The sequence below is a fragment of the Flavitalea flava genome, from assembly GCF_054461575.1.
Genome location: NZ_JBTLQH010000059.1, coordinates 1 through 17,341, shown reverse-complemented (window position 1 = coordinate 17,341; position 17,341 = coordinate 1). Strand labels below are relative to the sequence as shown.

Sequence of the window (17,341 nt, the reverse complement as noted above, 5' to 3'; positions counted from 1 at the left end):
CTCACGGTAAACGTATCTTCGTTCGAGGACGTTGTGCTACAGGAAGATGGCTTTGGAGCAAAAAGTAAACGACTCACCAAATACGATTTTATTTACTTTAAAAAGCCATTCAGATAACTTAATATCGTGTTCGTCTGCATCATCAGACTGACATGCCCCTGCGAAGGAACAATAGCCAATTGAGATTTTGGCATTGCTCCAAAATCAGCACATACAGCACCTCCCAGTAGTTGATATGTTTTTATCAACTCAATTTTATCCAGGCCATCATTGTCGCCCGAGATCAGTAATACAGGCGAAGTAATTTTCGCAATATTTGTTTCACCCATGTTGAATGTCACATGATTATAAGCAATCATCTGTTCTAAGAACTTTGTCCATTTTGTTTTGTCCGGTGCTACTGCATCATATGCCGCTTGCATAGGACTATTTGTAAATAATTCAGGCTTCATACTTTTAAACGCATTAGTTACTTCGGGCATCCAACCACTACTTTTATAAGTAGAAGAAATGATCACTAACTTTCTTACCCGTTTAGGGCTTTGTATTACCAACTGGTAAGCGACGCAGCCTCCAAAACTATAACCTGCAACATCCGCACTGTCAACTTTTAAATGATTCATTACTCCCTCCACATCAGTTGCCAGGGTAGCATAGTCTAATTTTCTGTCTGAAAACTGTGTGTGCCCATGTCCCTGCAATTCAATGGCAATTACTTTTCTTGTTTTTGATAATTCGGGTATAAGTTGCCCCCAGTTCATCTCAATGGTCATAAAAGCACCATGCAGCAAAATGAGAGGCTTACCCTCACCATATACTTCGTAATAAACTTTAATGCCATTAACAGGTAAGTAGCCACTGTCGGCAGGTTTACTCATTTGTCCTTTAGAGTTAAATACTGTAAAAAAAAGTATAGCAATTATTAATACCGGTTTGAGGACATTATATCCCATAAATACTCTTTTCATAAAATGTTATTTAAATTATTTTGATTCATTGACAATTCAAAGATCAAGATCATTTCAGGATTTTACGCCGTGTAAAAACGACATTTTGAGGGGTAGATCGCGACAAAATATTGCCGTTATGCGGGAAAAAGAGTATCAGGTGTTCGACTGTAGTCTCCTTAGTTTATTGGTTTTCTGCTTATGATCGGTGTTATCACTGCACCGTTCAATAAATAAATGAAACAAAAAAGCCGCTTTACGAAAGTAAAGCGGCTTAGTAGCGCGTAGGGGAGTCGAACCCCTCATTCCTCCGTGAAAGGGAGGCGTCTTAACCGATTGACCAACGCGCCATTTTATCGGCCTTTTCGGAGATTTTTTCCGTGAAAGGAGTGCAAAGATATAGGCAAGTGGAAAAACTGCCAAATTTTTTACCTCCTAAGTTTTCAATTTAACACAGGTGTTTTTCCTGTTTTTCCGGAAAGGCTTGCCCCGTAAGGGATTGAGACAAAACCTCCTTTTAATTTTAATAAAAAAGAGGGAGGCGACAAATTGGCGTTTTCCCGCATTTTTAGCCCTTTTTCCCAAATTCGCCCTTGGGACGGCAAAGGACGCGGCCTCCCTCTCCATTACCCGTTTTATTAGACATTATCGAAAATTCATAGGCAAAATTTTACAATACCGTAACCCTTCTATGCCGTAACTTCGCTACCTTATTTTAAAATATCAAATTGAATACTATGAGCACAGTTAAAGTTGCTATTAATGGTTTTGGCCGGATCGGGCGTTTAGCATACCGCCAGATCTACAAAATGGAAGGAATCGAAGTAGTGGCGATCAATGATCTTACCAGTCCTAAGGTTTTGGCTCACCTGCTGAAATACGACAGTGCGCAAGGTCGTTTTGAAGAAGAAGTAAAGTCTACCGAAAACTCCATCCTTGTCAATGGCGAGGAGGTAAAAATATATGCCCAGAAAAGCCCTGCAGAAATTCCCTGGAAACAACATGATGTGGATGTAGTCCTGGAATGTACCGGTTTTTTTACCGACAAGGACAAAGCGGCGGCACATCTGACAGCCGGAGCAAAAAGGGTTGTAATCTCCGCCCCTGCAACCGGTGACCTGAAAACGATCGTTTTTAACGTTAACCATAGTATCCTGGATGGCAGCGAAACGATCATTAGCTGCGCTTCGTGTACCACGAACTGCCTGGCTCCCATGGCAAAGGTACTGGATGACAAATTCGGTATCATCGGCGGTCTCATGACCACTATTCACGCTTATACCAATGACCAGAATACGCAGGATGCCCCCCATCCCAAAGGCGATCTTCGCCGGGCAAGGGCAGCAGCTGCCAATATCGTTCCCAATAGCACAGGCGCTGCCAAAGCCATTGGCCTGGTATTGCCCCAACTGAAAGGCAAACTGGATGGCGGCGCTCAGCGCGTACCTACCCTTACCGGTTCTCTGACAGAACTGGTTACGGTCCTGAATAAAAAAGTAACACTGGAAGAAGTGAATGCAGCAATGAAAGCCGCAGCCAACGAAAGTTTCGGATATACAGAAGACGAAATCGTTAGCAGTGATATCATCGGTATCAAATTCGGTTCGCTTTATGACGCCACCCAAACAAGGGTTCAGCCATTCGGTGATCAGCAATTGGTAAAAACGGTCAGCTGGTATGATAATGAAATGAGCTACGTTAGCCAACTGGTGCGCAGCCTGCGTTATTTTGCCCAATTGATTTCCAAATAAGATTCTTAATAAGCGGCCCGGGAAACTTCCGGGCCGTTTTTTATTTTAACCATTATTATGAGTCCTTTCAGTCAGCACAATTTTGCCAACGAAAAAGCCCTGGTAAGGGTTGATTTCAATGTTCCCCTGAACGATAAATTCGAAATCACCGACGATACCCGCATGCGGGCTGCCATTCCAACACTGAAGAAGATATTGGCTGATGGCGGCAGCGTCATCCTGATGAGCCATTTCGGAAGGCCAAAAGGCGGCCCGGAAGAAAAATACTCGCTAAAACACCTGCTTCCGCATTTGCAGGAATTGCTTAACGAGTCTGCCTCTACTCCGGTTCCTGTGTTTTTTGCGAATGATTGTATCGGCGAACAGGCTTTTATGACGGCGGACATGTTGAGAGCCGGTGAGGTTCTGTTGCTGGAAAACCTGCGATTCTATAAGGAAGAAGAAAAAGGCGATAAGGCCTTTGCCCAAAAACTGGCAAAGCTGGGAGATATTTATGTCAACGATGCTTTTGGAACCGCTCACCGTGCTCATGCTTCGACTGCCGTGATCGCCGAATTTTTTCCAACAGAGAAAAGAATGTTCGGCCTGCTCATGGAGAGCGAGGTAATCAGTGCGGAAAAGGTATTGCATCAATCCGAAAAACCGTTTGTGGCTATCATCGGCGGTGCAAAGGTTTCCGATAAGATCCTGATTATTGAAAACCTGCTTGATCGCGCTACAGATATTATCATTGGAGGCGGTATGGCTTATACGTTCATGAAAGCCGAAGGCGGCCAGATCGGGAATTCCCTTTGTGAAAACGAACGTTTGCAAACAGCGCTGGACCTGATAAAAAAGGCCGATGCTAAAGGCGTCCGTATTCACCTGCCATCGGATTCCGTCATTGCCGATAAGTTCGACGCAGCAGCCAACACTTCTACTTCTCCCAGTAATAATATCCCCGATGGATGGATGGGATTGGATATCGGGGCAAATGCCTGTGAACAATTTACCAATGTCATAAAGAAGTCCAGGACTATTTTATGGAATGGCCCCATGGGCGTCTTCGAAATGGAGAAATTTCAACACGGGACCAGGACGATCGCCCAGGCCATTGTGGAGGCCACGGAGAAAGGAGCATTTTCCCTTGTCGGCGGCGGTGATTCGGTAGCAGCAGTGAATCAATTCGGTTATGCCGATAAGGTGAGCTACGTGTCTACCGGCGGCGGTGCTATGCTGGAATATTTTGAAGGAAAGGTACTTCCCGGAATTGCAGCCATAAAAGGATAGGAGGGGATTTTCTACCGCTTATCCTGACGGGATGCTGAAATAACCTGATAAGTCTTGTTAAAGGCCTGATGAATGATTACATTTATCAGGCCTTTTTTATATAAACCCTCCGAAATAAATGTTTCGAAAATGAGATCCTTATTTACGTTATTTTCATTTTTAGTTTTCCTCTTTTCTCTGAATTCCTCGTCTGCCCAAAAGAACCGGCGAACGGAACCAAAGGACCCTTTCACAGGACTCGATACCGCCTTTGCACGGGTCTTAAAAGACTGGCATGCTGCCGGGTTTGCCATAGCGGTCGTGGAAAAGAATAAAGTGATTTATTCCAAAGGGTTTGGCTACAGGGATCTGGAAAAAAAATTGCCGGTGACCCCCAATACTCTTTTTGCCATTGGCTCCTGCACCAAGGCCTTTACTGCATCCCTGATCGGGTTGTTGGATAAGGACGGCAAGCTGAGTCTCGACAAACCGGTCCGGGATTACCTACCCGAATTGAAGTTCAACAACGAGACGATGAATAATACCATAACTCTTCGGGATATGATGTGTCACCGGACAGGACTGACCAGGTATGACTATGCCTGGTATCTGTTCCGTTCTACTTCCCGCGATTCTCTGATCCGCAGGATTCAATACATGGAACCAAACGCGGCCGTCAGGGAAAAATGGCAATACAACAATTTTATGTTCCTTGCCCAGGGCGTGGTAGTCGAAAAGTTGAGTGGTAAAAGCTGGGAGGATAATGTCAGGGAGAAGATATTTCAGCCGCTCGGGATGTCAGCCTCCAATTTTTCGGTGAGGGACCTCGAAAAAAGCGCGGATGCTTCCCTGGGTTATTCCGTGAAAAAAGACAGCCTGATCAAAAAACTGGATTATTACGAGATCGACAGGATGGGGCCGGCCGGCAGTATTAACAGCAATGTGACGGAAATGGCCAGTTGGGTGACTACCTGGATCAATGGCGGTAAATTTAATGGAAAGGAAATCCTGCCGGATAATTATGTAAATGAGGCCATGAGTTCGCAGATGGTAAGCGGCGGCGGGGTGCCGGGCAAAGACGCCCCAGATGTCTTTTTTTCCACTTATGGTTTTGGATGGAGCCTTGCATCCTACCGGGGGCATTACCGTGTGGAACATGGCGGAAATATTGATGGCTTTACGGCCAGTACCTGTTTTTTTCCTTCGGACAGCATCGGAATAATAGTGCTCAGCAACCAAAATTCGTCTACAGTACCTTCGATCGTGCGTAATATGCTGGCCGACCGTTTGCTTCATTTGAAATATAAAGATTGGAACAGTTATTTAAAAGGATTGGCCGATAAGGCAAGAGCAGCAGATAAAGGAGCCGAAAAGACGAAGACCTCCAATCGAAAACCGGATACCCGGCCCTCCCATAAGTTGAGCGATTATGAGGGACTGTTCGTTAACCCGGCCTTTGGCACCATGGAGATCTCTCTTCGCCATGATTCCCTTTTTGCAGCTTACCCCCAAGAGTCTTCGTGGTTACGACATTTTCATTATGATGTGTTCGAAACTTTCGGCAATGACCCAAAAGAAGGCATCGATACAACCGACGGGGTCGGTCTTAAAATGCAGTTTAATATGGACCAGGCAGGAGATATCTCCAGCATTTCCATGGACCTGGAACCCGGCATCAGGAAATACATTGTATTTACCCGTGCGGCGAAAGCCAGGGAAATAAGCAAGGACGAACTGCAAAAATATGCAGGAGAATATGATCTTGGCGGTAGTATGCTGCTAAAAGTCTATATCAAACAAGATAAGGTCTTATTCCTTTCCGTGCCAGGCCAGCCTGATTATGAATTGGTACCGGTTGATGTCAATAAGTTTTCCATCAAGACCCTGACCGGTTTCACTATCCAGTTTAATACAAATGAGAAGGGAGAGGTAACAGAACTGCTTTCCATTCAACCGAATGGGACCTTCAAAGCTGTAAAGAAAAAATAGGCTAATTAAAGAATAGCCGTATAAAAATAAAAAAAGACTTTATTAGCCAATCTTAATAACAATCTTGCCGAATTGCTGTGCATTGTCCATCCGTCGTAAAGCGGCCTCGCCTTCTGAAAAAGGAAAGACCTTGTCCAGGACCGGCCGAATCTTATGTTTGTCGATAAAGGAGATCATGGCGCTGAAGTCTTCCGGACTTCCCATAGTAGATCCTAAAATGGTCAGTTGTTTCCAGAAGATACGTCTGGCTGTCAGACTGGTAGGGTTACCGCGGGTAGCTCCGTAAAAAGCTAATCTTCCTCCCGGGGAGGCCAGGTTTAATAACGAATCCATTCCATCTCCCGAGGCACCATCGATCGTAACGTCAAACGAGCCAGCCAGGCTCTGGAGTGTCTGCACCCAATCCGGGTTATGATAATTAGCTCCCCCTTTAGCCCCCATAGATTCAGATCTGGCAATTTTTTCGTCGCTGCCGGAGGTAGTATAGACAAGGGCCCCTGCAGCAACGGCAAACTGAAGCGCAAAAAGAGCCACTCCGCCGCCGATCCCGGTGATCAATACTTTTTCTCCTTTTTGTACCTGCGCCCTCGTCATTAAAGCCCGGTAAGCAGTTGATCCGGCCAGTGGAACTGCGGCAGCTTCTTCAAAAGAAAGATGGGCAGGCTTATCTACCAGATTTGTTGCAGGAACTTTTACATATTCTGCAAAACTGCCATCGTCCGGAAGCCCCAGGATACGGAAGTCCTTCTGGTCCTGGTGGGTGTGATTGTTGCCCCATCCCATAGCGGGATTGATGATCACTTCCTTTCCCATCCATCCCTTGTATTCAGATCCATTAACGTCAACTACCACTCCGGCTGCATCGGATCCCGGGATAGCAGGATATTTCAGACCGGCATATTGCCCTTTTTGTATCCATACGTCCCTGTGATTAAGCGCTGCCGCATAAACTTTTACGACTGCTTCTCCTTCTGCTGCCCGGAGTTCGGGCCGCTCCTGCATTTCAAGTGGTTTGTTCTTTTCGGTAAGCACTAACACCTTCATATCGTAACGGTTTACAATTCCTTGCAGAAGAATTAATATTTAAAAACCTTATCCCCAGCCATCACCTCTTGTGTTTTTTCATTAAATGTTACTTTCGCTCCTGTCCGGTAAGCGGCATTGGCCATGATGACTGCAATAGAGTGATTATAGCCGGCCTCAATAGGGGCATTGGGTTGTTTGCGGCTCCTTACACATTCCATCCAATTGCGTACATGCGCTCCTGTCAGCGGATCGCCCCCGGTGCTGGCTTCGGTGGATATTTTGGGCGGAGCCAGATCGTTCAGGGAAAGATCGGGCAGCAAATTGGCCTGCATGTTCATGGCTTTTGCATGGTTTTCCTTAAGGCCTCCGTCAGGGCTTATTTTGTTGTTATCGAGGTTGAGCGTTCCACCGTTGGAATAATAAATCTCTTTTACATCCCCGGCCGCATTTGTCTGCCTGGAAGTGAAGAGAACCTGGAAACCTTTAGTAAGATCGTCCAACGGACCATAATCAAAAACGGCCGTAAGCGTATCTGCATTTTTACGTCCATCTCTCCAGGCGTAAATGCCACCGTTGGCAGATACGCTGCGGGGATGGGGTAAACCAGAGAACCAATGGACAGTATCGATCTGGTGACTCATCCATTGACCGGGAATGCCGGACGAATAGGGCCAGAAAAGCCGGAACTCCAGATGTTTGCGGGCATCAAAAGGTTCATGGGGCCGGTTGATCAGGAATCGTTTCCAATCGGTATCTTCTTCTTTCAACTGGGATACCAGGGATGGCCGGCGCCAGCGTCCCGGCTGGTTCACATTCCAGGTAAGTTCTACCATTACGATGGGTCCGAATTTACCTGACTGGATAAAATCGGCGGCGGCATGGTAATTGGCGCCGCTTCTCCGTTGAGAACCTATCTGAACGATTTTGCCGGAATCTTTCACTGCCTTTAACACCGCGCGGTTGTCTTCCATCGTCTCGGCCAGAGGTTTTTCGGTATAAGTATCCCGGCTTGCTTTTACTGCTTCCATGGTGTGCCAGGCATGTTGAAAATCAGCCGTACTGATCATGACGGCATCCACCTCCTTATTATTATATAGTTCATCGTTATTGACGCAAGCCTGTATGGAATGACCTAACTGGGCCGCCAGATAACCCTGGCCTTCTTCCCTTCTTTTCTTCCAGATATCGGATACGGCGATAATGTCGAAGTTTAATTCTTTATTAGCCTTTAAAAATGAGGGGAGATGCGCATCCTTGAACCGATCCGAGAAACCGACGACTCCTACGCGAACCCGGTCATTGGCACCTTTTATATTACGATAACTTTTGGCGCTGAGGCCTAATCCTCCGAAATAAGTGGCCATGCCGGCCAATGAGCTTTTGCGGATAAAATCCCTACGGGTTGTTTGCATGTTTAGATATATTTTATATTAGTTGGGTCGAAGCAATCACGAACAGGATCAGGAACCTTCTCTGTAACCCGATAAATTTACTAATTTAGAACATCAAAGGGTCAGGTCTGACATTAAAATGATCTAAAACCTGTTCAATACTTAAAATAACCTGTAATATGATTGCTTTCAGTAAGCTTCCGGTCGCATCTTTGATGTTGGCCGCTCTGTGCCTTTTCGCCGTATCGGACTCTCTATATGCCCAGCCATCCGTGCGCCCGGTACCAGTTCGCGTTGAAAAAATTCCCGGCGAACAGCGGGTGAAAATAACCGCCGGAGGACAACCTTTTACTGAATTTTTCTACCCGGATACCCTGGAAAAACCGGTGCTTTATCCCATCTATGCTCCGGACGGCCAGTTGGTCACCAGGGGGTTCCCGATCCAACCCCGTCCCGGGGAGCCTACCGACCATCCCCACCATATCGGTCTCTGGTTCAATTATGAGAGTGTTAATGGTTTGGATTTCTGGAATAACTCTTTTGCCATTCCCGCAGAAAAAAAACGGCTGTATGGATGGATCCGGACAGATAGCATACTTAAAGCCGGTACGTTAAAAACCAAGGAAGGCGATAAAGGGACCCTTATTTATAGTGCGAACTGGAAAAACCAGCAGGGAGATACGCTGCTGAAAGAGGTCACCGTTTTTACATTCGGCGCAAACACCGGGGAAAGGATCATCGATCGCAGTACCACCCTTACCGCCCGCGAGGATATTAGCATGCCGGATGTAAAGGACGGTTTGCTGGGTTTGCGGGTCACCCGGGAATTGCAGATCCCCGAGAAAAATGCCAAACAGTTTAAAGACGACAAAGGGAATATAACTACCGTTGCTGCCGGAGGAGATGCCCTTGTAAATGGCAACTATCTGACAGGAGAGGGGAAGGAAGGAGACAGCGCCTGGGGCACCCGCGCCGGCTGGTGCCTGTTGTATGGGAAAAAGGGCGATGATACGTTGAGTGTTGCTATTATAGATCACCCGGCCAACCCGGGTTATCCCACCTACTGGCATGCCCGTGGATATGGATTGTTTGCTGCCAATCCCCTCGGTCAAAAGGTCTTCAGTAACGGTAAAGAAATACTGAACTACAGCCTGAAAAAGGGCCAGTCCGTAACTTTCCGGTACCGGATTGTCCTCGCTTCAGGAAACAACCGGTTATCCACCGACAGAATCCGTAAACTGGCCGGCAATTTTGCCCTGATTAAAGGAGATTAAGCAGGCTCATGCCTAAAATTAATCTCCTTCATATACAAAAACGTTATTTTTGAGGGCGTTAACCTAAAATCTAAAAAAATGAGCACAAAGAATCTGACATTAATAGTGGTAGTGATTTTTGTATTGTTATTAGGTGGCTGCGGTTGTAACAGTTATAACGGCCTTGTGCGGGTGGATCAGGATGTAAAAAATTCCTGGAGTAATGTAGAGACCAATTACCAGCGCCGGACCGATCTGTATAACAGTGTGATAAAGACGATCGAAGGATCCGCCAATTTTGAAAAATCCACCTTAAAAGAAGTAATTGCCGCAAGAGCCAGCGCTACCAGTGTGAAGGTAGATATCAATGACTCTGCTTCTTTGGCAAGATATCAGCAGGTTCAAGGACAGATGCAAGGATCTTTCAGCCGCCTGATGGCTGTTGCCGAAGCTTATCCTGACCTGAAGACCACTAAATCCTTCCAGGATTTTCAGACGAATATCGAGGGTACGGAAAATCGAATCAATGTGGCCCGCCGTGATTTTAATGCTGCGGTCAATGGTTATAACCTGAAAGTAAAAGTGTTCCCGAATAATATCTTTGCCGGAATATTCGGTTTTCATGAGAAGCCATATTATAAATCCGATGCGGGCAGCGAAAATGCACCCGATATCCAATTTAATATTAAATAAGAGGGGCGAACAATAGGCATCCCTTAAGTTTGGCAGCATTTAATCAACAGTAAAAATCCTGTTTTGCGAATACCATTTTTTTCCCGGAAAGAGTTTTTTACCGAGGCTGAAAAGCAGCAGATCGTAGGAGCCGTACAGTCCGCCGAAAAGCGCACCAGCGGTGAGATACGGGTTTACGTGGAAAGCCATTGCCGTTACGTCGACCCCCTGGACAGGGCTGCCGAGGTATTCGGTATCCTGAAAATGGAACAAACGGCCGCCCGTAATGGAGTATTGGTTTATGTCGCGGTGAAAGACCGTCAACTGGCCTTGTTCGGGGATAAAGGCATTCATGAAAAAGTAGGTGATGTTTTCTGGAATGAAAATATTAAGTTGATCCTTTCCCATTTTAATAAGACGAATTATGCCAATGGCATAGCCGGCGTGGTAAGTGAGATCGGCGAGGCCTTGCAGCGGAACTTCCCTTTCGATAAGGATAATGATAAGAATGAACTGCCCGACGATATTGTTTTTGGGAAATAAATCAAGCGCATGCGTGCAATGAAGAAGCTTTTACCGGTCTTGTTATCTATTGGGTTTCTGTTGGCCCTTGGCCTGCAGATTTTTGGACAGCAGACCCCTATTCCGCCTACACCTAATCCCCCAAGATTGGTCAACGATCTGGCCGGAGTGATGACTCCTGACCAGGTTGCCGCCCTGGAGCGGAAGCTGGTGGCTTATGACGATTCGACCTCTATCCAGGTAGCCGTGGTTACCGTTCCCACCATCGGGGATGAAGCGATAGAGGACTTTGCCTTGCAGATCCTCCGTACATGGAAGATTGGCAACAAAAAGACGAATAACGGGATGGTGATCCTGGCGGCTATCAAAGAACATAAGGTTTATATCGCAACAGGGTACGGTATGGAGGGAGCCATTCCGGATCTTACAGCCAAGGAAATTATCGACAATGAGATCGTCCCCAATTTCAAAGGAGGAGCACAGGATAATTATTACCGGGGATTCAACCAGGCGGCAGATGCTATTATTAAAGCGGCGGCTGGTGAATATAAAGCACCGGAAGGGTATGGGCAACGCGGCCGTGGGCATTCCGGTGGTGGTGGAAATGTGATCGGTCTTTTTGTGATCGGCCTGATCATTCTTTTTCTTATCATCGGTCGTGGCGGCGGAGGTGGAAGAGGCGGAGGAGGCGGATTATTCCGCGGAAACAGTTTCCTGCCCTTTTTACTCGGTTCCATGCTGGGCGGTGGCGGAAGGGGAGGAGGATGGTCTGGCGGCGGAGGTGGTGGTGGTTTCGGCGGCGGCGGAGGTGGCGGCGGTTTTGGAGGATTTGGAGGAGGAAGCGGCGGAGGTGGCGGAGCCGGAGGAAGCTGGTAACAATAGTTGAATAATACAAAAAGGGCTGGCCTTAGTAAAATTTACGGAGGCCAGCCCTTTTTGTTTTCTGTTTAATTATTTGTAGACTAATATCCTTTTGGGGCTCCCGCGGGCAATTTCGATTTTATATAATCAGCCTGCTCGGTTAATCCGTCTGCCGTCTTTTTAGCGGCTACCCCATTTAGGCCACCATTAATAAACCCGTCTGTCTGGGTACGGTAAGCCTGGGGGATGGCTTCCCGGAATTTTACGATCAGATCTACGCCTTTTTTTACGCGATCGGTATTTTTTACCTTGGATAGAAGGTCCATAAAAGGTTTCAGGAATTGGAATTTTTCCTGGTTAACAGGCATGCCGGCAAAGTTGTCGGATATCACGTCAAAGCTGCTTTCGTCACCATATTTAATCAGGACAGCGGAGATGGCTGCCACCAGTCTGCCTTTTGCCGGTTCCTTCACCAATTTTTTCGCAAGGGTAAGGGCAGCTGCGCTATCTATCTTTGACAGGCCGTCGAGGGCAGCTCCCGCCACTGTGTAGGAAGAATCGCCTGCGGCCTTTATATACAGGGCTTTATATTCGCTTTTATTATATTCATTCAACAGGTCGATGGCTCTGGCTTTTACGACCCGGTTGGGATCATGGGCGGCCAGGTCGGCGAGCAGCGGTTCAACGGCTGTTTTCACCGCTTCTTTTTTCAGATCAAGCTTAGATAGTGTGAAGGTCCGAAGTTTGTAAAAACGGTCCTTCAACCCTGCCTTTAAAAGGTCAACCGCTTTGGGGTCATCCTGATTCCTGGCGGCGAAATCAATCGCTTCCCTGCGATCGACGTATTTTCCTGCATATTTATATTGATTAATATAATTGTCCAGGGTCTTATTGTCTTTCTTTTCACAAAGAAGGATTTTGTCGCCATCTACATTGACCAGATCCGGCCGGTTGTTATAGGAAAAGGTGAACGTGTCTGCCTGATTCTGCACCCAAATTCTATGACGTTCTTTAACGGCTCCATTATAAATGTCGATGGCCAGCGGCAGTTTGAAGATTTTGCCGGTTTCCTGCGTTTGATTGATGATCACTTTTACGGTTTTGGCCGCGTCATCGTAGACATAATCAATGGTCAGTTTCGGATGACCACTGCCATAATACCACTGGTTCCAATACCAATTCAGATCCTGCCCGGTAACTTCTTCAAAAGCAAGACGCAGATTATGAGCCTCGGCGGATTTGAATTTGTTGGTAGTAAGGTACAGGTTCAACGATTTGAAAAAAGCACTGTCTCCCACATAATTGCGAAGCATATTGAGGATGCGGCCGCCCTTCGGATAGGTCACCTGGTCGAACATATCTTCCTTATCTGCATAATTAAAACGGACCAGATCCTTGGTGGCATTATCCGGTTGGGACAGGTAACTCTGTATTCCGGCAAAATTGACGGCATCTCCCGCATCCTGTCCATATTTATATTCATTCCAGATGGTCTCACTGAAATCCGCAAAGGATTCATTTACGGTTAGATTACTCCAGCTTTCCGTGGTGACCAGATCCCCAAACCATTGGTGAAATAATTCATGGGCGATAACATCTTCCCATCCATTTCCGTCCGTCAACTCACGGGCGTCCTGTTGGGCGCTTTCTCCGTGGAGGGTGGACGTTGTATTTTCCATAGCCCCGCTAACGTAATCCCTTCCCACGATTTGGGCATACTTGTTCCAGGGATAATCTACACCGGTGACCCGTGAATAAAAGGCCATCATTTCCGGCGTATTCCCGAATATTCGTCTGGCAACAGGGGCATATTTTTTTTCTACATAATAACTTACTTCTTTCCCTTTGTAGGCATCCTTAATAATGGAGTACTCCCCGACACCCATAAAGAAGAGATAAGGTGAATGCGGCAGATCCATTTTCCAATGGTCTGTGCGGGTTCCATCCCCATTTGTCTTTTGGCTGATCAGTTTGCCATTGGAAAGGGTTACATATTTGGCGGGGACGGTCATCGTAATTTCTTCGGTAGTCTTTTGATTGGATTTATCGATAGTAGGAAACCAGGCCGAATTGGCTTCAGTCTCCCCCTGAGTCCAGATCTGGGTTGGTTTGTCTTTTTCCTCGCCTCGGGGATTGATGAAATACAGGCCTTTGGCATCAGTAATGGCTGCACTTCCCTGAACCTTCAATTCATTGGGCTTGGCGGTATAATCGATGAATATGGTGTATTTGTTGGAGCTTTTGTAAATCTTGTCCAGATGAATCTTCAGGGTCATACCATCATATTCATATTTCAGGGCTGATGGTTCTTTTGTTCCTTCTTTAATTATGGCCACTTTATGGATGTCCATTCCTTTTGCATCCAGAGAAAGGCTGTCCGTCGGATAAAAATGCGGTTTAAGCATGATCCATGCTTTTCCATACATATAAGATTTATCGAAATCAAATTTTACATCAAGCCGGGTATCGATGATGTCATTGATTTTGGTAGCCGAGGCCCTGTACTCTTTTTTCCAGGCATCCTCCTTGCCATCCGCGGCAGGTTGCGCCCATATAATAGAGCCTGATAATAATCCGATCAATAAAAGGAATGGTCTTGTCATATGTGTTTTTTTTCAGGGGATAAAGATAATCGTTGGGGAGGGTAACAGATAGTAAAATTGGATAAAAGGGCGCGGAAGCATGTCGAAAGTGCCCGGATAGCCATCCGTTCATTGCTCTTTTATCATTTTAATGTAGGTTTGCTAAGGAAATTAATGTCTTTTCAATGGACTTAGCGATCCCGCCCGAAAGCGGGATTGCCAAGGAGATTAATGTCTTTTCAATGGGCTAAGCGATCCCGTCCGAAACGGGATTGCTATGGGAAAAATGTCTTTTTAATGGCCTCTCTGATCCCGCCTCCGGTCGGGTTTGTTCAGGAGGAATAATACCTCAATTCATGTTAAAGTGCGGTTTGATTGCTTTGTTAGTGTTGATGGCCGGCAGAAACTATGGGCAGGAGTATTATTTTGTTCTGATACAAGCCGATAATAATCAACCCTTTTATGTTCATATGGAAGACAAGACCTATAGTTCTTCCATACAGGGACGTTTGATTCTCCCACAGTTAAAAGAGGGTCTTAATAGTATTCTTATCGGATTTCCGAAAAAACGTTTTCCTGACCAGCAATTTTCCCTGTTCATACCCAAAAAAGACCTGGAGCTCCAGTTAAAGGACCTGGGGGAAAAGGGCTGGGGGTTATTTAATACCCAGACGCTTGAATTAAAAATGCCTGATGCGAAAGATACTTCGGCGACCAAGGCTCAGATCGCCGGTGTCAAAAAAGATGATGCTTTTTCCAGACTTATGGCAGGAGTGGTGAGTGATACCGCTGTTATGTATAATACCTATGCCACGGATGGGACCCTGAAAGAGAGCAGTGCTGGGGTAAAGGCTGTTTCTCCGGGTAAGCCGGATGTTTTTCCTGTTATTCCCTCCCCGGATAGTTCCAAAAGCGCCGGCATAACAGAGACCGGGAAGACAAGTCCCGGAATTATCCCGGTTCCAGACACCGGGTCATTAGCGTTGAACCCCAATAACGCTGGTACAGGGGTTTCAAAAAAGGAGGATCTGATAAAAGAAGACTCCCTTAAGGGAAGTCCGGGCAAAACAGATTCCCTTAAAACGGTGTCTTTTGTTCCCGATTCTCCAATGCCATTTCACAGTACAGGGGTCATTTTGAAACTTAGTGAAAGGAAAACCGCCAAGGCCATCCGGTTGGTCTATTTAGATCATGTGAAAGGTAAAAAGGCGGATACCATTATAATGATCATCCCGTTTGATTCGGTTGAAAAGAAACAATTGGTTAAAAGTCAACCTAATACGATCAACAATGGACCAGTTTCCGACCAGGTTGCCCAATCGGAGCAGACCCCTGCTTCAACAGTGGCTCTTACTTCTTCCCCGACCCCTTCGGTAACCAGCACTAACATTGCCCATTCATCTGCAGATGAAGGTCCTGCTGGTTTACCTGTCTCATCCGCCGCTGCTTCCCCTGAACCGCTTTTTCGCAGCCGAACGGATTCTGCGCATAAAAAACAGGCGAATAAGATTCTTTTGGTCAATTCCGATTGCAGGAACTTTGCTTCTGATTATGACGTCGATAAATTACGGGTCAAAATGCTCGAAGCGGGGAAAGATGATGACCGGATTTTGACGGCAAAAAAGGTTTTCCGCACTAAATGCTTTACAACCAAGCAGATAAAGGCATTAAGTGAAGTATTTACCTCTGATCAGCTTAAATTCCGTTTTTTTGAATCCGCGTACCCTTTTGTTTCGGACAATCATTTCAGGGAATTGTCCGATCTTTTGGCTGATCCGGTCTATTATAACAAATTCAAAACGATGACGGGGCAGGAGTAGAACTACAAATTATCAGCACCATGCCCAGATATTTTCTCGAGGTAGCCTATAAAGGCACAAATTACAGCGGTTTTCAGATTCAGGAAAATGCGGGGTCTATCCAGGAACAGGTTGAAAAGGCGCTGGCTACCTTTTTCCGGGTGAAGATAACGCTGACCGGTTCTTCCCGGACAGATACAGGCGTCCACGCCCACCAGAATTTCTTCCATTTTGATTTTGAAGGGGAAATTGCCGCCAGATCCCGGTATAATGTCAATGCGATATTACCGGGGGATATCGTGTTAAAGGGATTTTACCGGGTAGACCCTTCTGCTCATTGCCGCTTTGATGCTATGAGCAGGGAATACAGATACTATATATATAGGGAAAAGGACCCTTTTGTCGATGACAGGGCTTATTATTTCCCCTATACCCTGGATAAGGATAAACTGGACGCTGCAGCTGCCCTTATCCTTCGGTACACGGATTTCACCGCTTTCTCCAAAAGGAATACCCAGGTAAAAAGCTATTTGTGTACCATTGGGCACAGCGCCTGGTCAATAGAAAACGGGACACTGGTTTATGCCGTAAAAGCAAACCGTTTTTTGCGGGGGATGGTAAGGGGATTGGTGGGTACCATGCTCCAGGTAGGAAGAGGAAAATTAACGGTGGAACAATTTGAAGAGGTACTTCAAAGCAAGGATAACCGGAGGGCTGATTTTTCCGCTCCGGGACACGGCCTCTTTCTTTTTCGGGTGAACTATCTTGTTAGTATATTCAAACCGGGCGATTGATATCCTGATCTGTTAAGGCGGAGGAATGCCTATTGAAGGTAATTTCTTACGCGGGCAAATGTATTTCCTGACGGATACGTGTAAGCCCCAGGGTTTTTTCTATCATGAAATCCTTTACTGGCTTGGTTTTCAAAACAGAAGCGTAAAAAAGATCTAAAAATATTTGGCAGTAAGTTTCATCTCCCTATCTTTGCAGCCCGAATTTGAAATAAGCGTCAGGAAAACGAGTGAAAAGTGAGAAAGAAACGCTGGCAAAACACCTGAAAAAGCCTCCTCTACAGGGATTAAAAACGGAAAACAGTTCTTTGCAGACGGTAAAATAGAAGAACGTTCTTCAAGCAAAAAAATGTGAAAATGCATATCTCCGAAATTTGAAAATGATTTTGAGAAAGAGAAGAAAAAATTTGCTGATAACAATACAGTTCGTATCTTTGCCGTCCGCTTTAAAAAAGTGGTAGTTCTTCGAAAGGAATCTGGATAGAGAAAGGGGATAAAGGAAGGAAAAA

General features: G+C 46.0%; 14 protein-coding genes and 1 tRNA gene. 9 read left to right on the top strand and 6 right to left on the bottom strand.

Going from position 1 to position 17,341, the window contains the following annotated elements:
- Positions 1 to 92: 92 nt before the first annotated feature.
- Positions 93 to 968: an alpha/beta fold hydrolase gene (locus tag ACX0G9_RS28780; protein WP_459068442.1), complete on the bottom strand. Its 876-nt coding sequence runs from the start codon at positions 966 to 968 to the stop codon at positions 93 to 95.
- A gap of 257 nt (positions 969 to 1,225) precedes the next feature.
- Positions 1,226 to 1,297 (bottom strand) — tRNA-Glu (locus tag ACX0G9_RS28775).
- A 387-nt stretch (positions 1,298 to 1,684) separates the two neighbouring features.
- Here ACX0G9_RS28775 and gap point away from each other — a divergent pair.
- The 3 genes from gap to ACX0G9_RS28760 all read left to right on the top strand — a co-directional run bounded on the left by gap (position 1,685) and on the right by ACX0G9_RS28760 (position 5,935).
- Positions 1,685 to 2,698 carry a type I glyceraldehyde-3-phosphate dehydrogenase gene (gap, locus tag ACX0G9_RS28770; RefSeq protein WP_459068441.1) on the top strand — a complete coding sequence of 338 codons (1,014 nt, stop codon included), beginning with the start codon at positions 1,685 to 1,687 and terminating at the stop codon, positions 2,696 to 2,698.
- A gap of 57 nt (positions 2,699 to 2,755) precedes the next feature.
- Positions 2,756 to 3,967, top strand: a complete 1,212-nt coding sequence (locus tag ACX0G9_RS28765) for a phosphoglycerate kinase (RefSeq protein ID WP_459068440.1) — start codon at positions 2,756 to 2,758, stop codon at positions 3,965 to 3,967.
- 129 nt (positions 3,968 to 4,096) lie between these two features.
- Entirely contained in the window at positions 4,097 to 5,935 is a 1,839-nt protein-coding gene (locus tag ACX0G9_RS28760; RefSeq protein ID WP_459068439.1) for a serine hydrolase, read from the top strand.
- 42 nt (positions 5,936 to 5,977) lie between these two features.
- Here the strand turns inward: ACX0G9_RS28760 and ACX0G9_RS28755 are convergent, their stop codons facing one another.
- Both ACX0G9_RS28755 and ACX0G9_RS28750 read right to left on the bottom strand, forming a co-directional pair.
- Positions 5,978 to 6,979, bottom strand: a complete 1,002-nt coding sequence (locus tag ACX0G9_RS28755; RefSeq protein WP_459068438.1) for a zinc-binding dehydrogenase — start codon at positions 6,977 to 6,979, stop codon at positions 5,978 to 5,980.
- 32 nt (positions 6,980 to 7,011) lie between these two features.
- Positions 7,012 to 8,373: a Gfo/Idh/MocA family protein gene (locus ACX0G9_RS28750; RefSeq protein ID WP_459068437.1), complete on the bottom strand. Its 1,362-nt coding sequence runs from the start codon at positions 8,371 to 8,373 to the stop codon at positions 7,012 to 7,014.
- 158 nt (positions 8,374 to 8,531) lie between these two features.
- On the opposite strand from ACX0G9_RS28750, the gene ACX0G9_RS28745 reads away from it, so the two are divergent.
- The 4 genes from ACX0G9_RS28745 to ACX0G9_RS28730 all read left to right on the top strand — a co-directional run bounded on the left by ACX0G9_RS28745 (position 8,532) and on the right by ACX0G9_RS28730 (position 11,675).
- Positions 8,532 to 9,626, top strand: a complete 1,095-nt coding sequence (locus ACX0G9_RS28745; protein WP_459068436.1) for a DUF6807 domain-containing protein — start codon at positions 8,532 to 8,534, stop codon at positions 9,624 to 9,626.
- Between the two features lie 78 nt (positions 9,627 to 9,704).
- Entirely contained in the window at positions 9,705 to 10,298 is a 594-nt protein-coding gene (locus ACX0G9_RS28740; protein WP_459068435.1) for a LemA family protein, read from the top strand.
- Positions 10,299 to 10,361: 63 nt separating this feature from the next.
- Complete coding sequence (locus ACX0G9_RS28735; RefSeq protein ID WP_459068434.1) at positions 10,362 to 10,820, top strand: TPM domain-containing protein; 459 nt, start codon at positions 10,362 to 10,364, stop codon at positions 10,818 to 10,820.
- Between the two features lie 9 nt (positions 10,821 to 10,829).
- Positions 10,830 to 11,675: a TPM domain-containing protein gene (locus ACX0G9_RS28730; RefSeq protein ID WP_459068433.1), complete on the top strand. Its 846-nt coding sequence runs from the start codon at positions 10,830 to 10,832 to the stop codon at positions 11,673 to 11,675.
- An 86-nt stretch (positions 11,676 to 11,761) separates the two neighbouring features.
- Here ACX0G9_RS28730 and ACX0G9_RS28725 read toward each other — a convergent pair whose 3' ends face one another.
- Positions 11,762 to 14,263, bottom strand: coding sequence for a M1 family aminopeptidase (locus tag ACX0G9_RS28725; RefSeq protein ID WP_459068432.1), 2,502 nt, complete (start codon positions 14,261 to 14,263; stop codon positions 11,762 to 11,764).
- A 335-nt stretch (positions 14,264 to 14,598) separates the two neighbouring features.
- On the opposite strand from ACX0G9_RS28725, the gene ACX0G9_RS28720 reads away from it, so the two are divergent.
- Entirely contained in the window at positions 14,599 to 16,062 is a 1,464-nt protein-coding gene (locus tag ACX0G9_RS28720) for a DUF4476 domain-containing protein (RefSeq protein ID WP_459068431.1), read from the top strand.
- 20 nt (positions 16,063 to 16,082) lie between these two features.
- Entirely contained in the window at positions 16,083 to 16,835 is a 753-nt protein-coding gene (gene truA / locus ACX0G9_RS28715) for a tRNA pseudouridine(38-40) synthase TruA (protein WP_459068430.1), read from the top strand.
- A gap of 153 nt (positions 16,836 to 16,988) precedes the next feature.
- Here truA and ACX0G9_RS28710 read toward each other — a convergent pair.
- Positions 16,989 to 17,341, bottom strand: a 353-nt coding sequence (locus tag ACX0G9_RS28710; RefSeq protein WP_459068429.1) for a hypothetical protein, incomplete at its 5' end; no start/stop codon positions are given.

Coding starts and splice junctions, on each gene's coding strand:
- ACX0G9_RS28780 (WP_459068442.1), bottom strand. CDS start 968: ATGAAAAGAGTATTTATGGGATATAATGTCCTCAAACCGGTATTAATA.
- gap (WP_459068441.1), top strand. CDS start 1,685: ATGAGCACAGTTAAAGTTGCTATTAATGGTTTTGGCCGGATCGGGCGT.
- ACX0G9_RS28765 (WP_459068440.1), top strand. CDS start 2,756: ATGAGTCCTTTCAGTCAGCACAATTTTGCCAACGAAAAAGCCCTGGTA.
- ACX0G9_RS28760 (WP_459068439.1), top strand. CDS start 4,097: ATGAGATCCTTATTTACGTTATTTTCATTTTTAGTTTTCCTCTTTTCT.
- ACX0G9_RS28755 (WP_459068438.1), bottom strand. CDS start 6,979: ATGAAGGTGTTAGTGCTTACCGAAAAGAACAAACCACTTGAAATGCAG.
- ACX0G9_RS28750 (WP_459068437.1), bottom strand. CDS start 8,373: ATGCAAACAACCCGTAGGGATTTTATCCGCAAAAGCTCATTGGCCGGC.
- ACX0G9_RS28745 (WP_459068436.1), top strand. CDS start 8,532: ATGATTGCTTTCAGTAAGCTTCCGGTCGCATCTTTGATGTTGGCCGCT.
- ACX0G9_RS28740 (WP_459068435.1), top strand. CDS start 9,705: ATGAGCACAAAGAATCTGACATTAATAGTGGTAGTGATTTTTGTATTG.
- ACX0G9_RS28730 (WP_459068433.1), top strand. CDS start 10,830: ATGCGTGCAATGAAGAAGCTTTTACCGGTCTTGTTATCTATTGGGTTT.
- ACX0G9_RS28725 (WP_459068432.1), bottom strand. CDS start 14,263: ATGACAAGACCATTCCTTTTATTGATCGGATTATTATCAGGCTCTATT.
- ACX0G9_RS28720 (WP_459068431.1), top strand. CDS start 14,599: ATGTTAAAGTGCGGTTTGATTGCTTTGTTAGTGTTGATGGCCGGCAGA.
- truA (WP_459068430.1), top strand. CDS start 16,083: ATGCCCAGATATTTTCTCGAGGTAGCCTATAAAGGCACAAATTACAGC.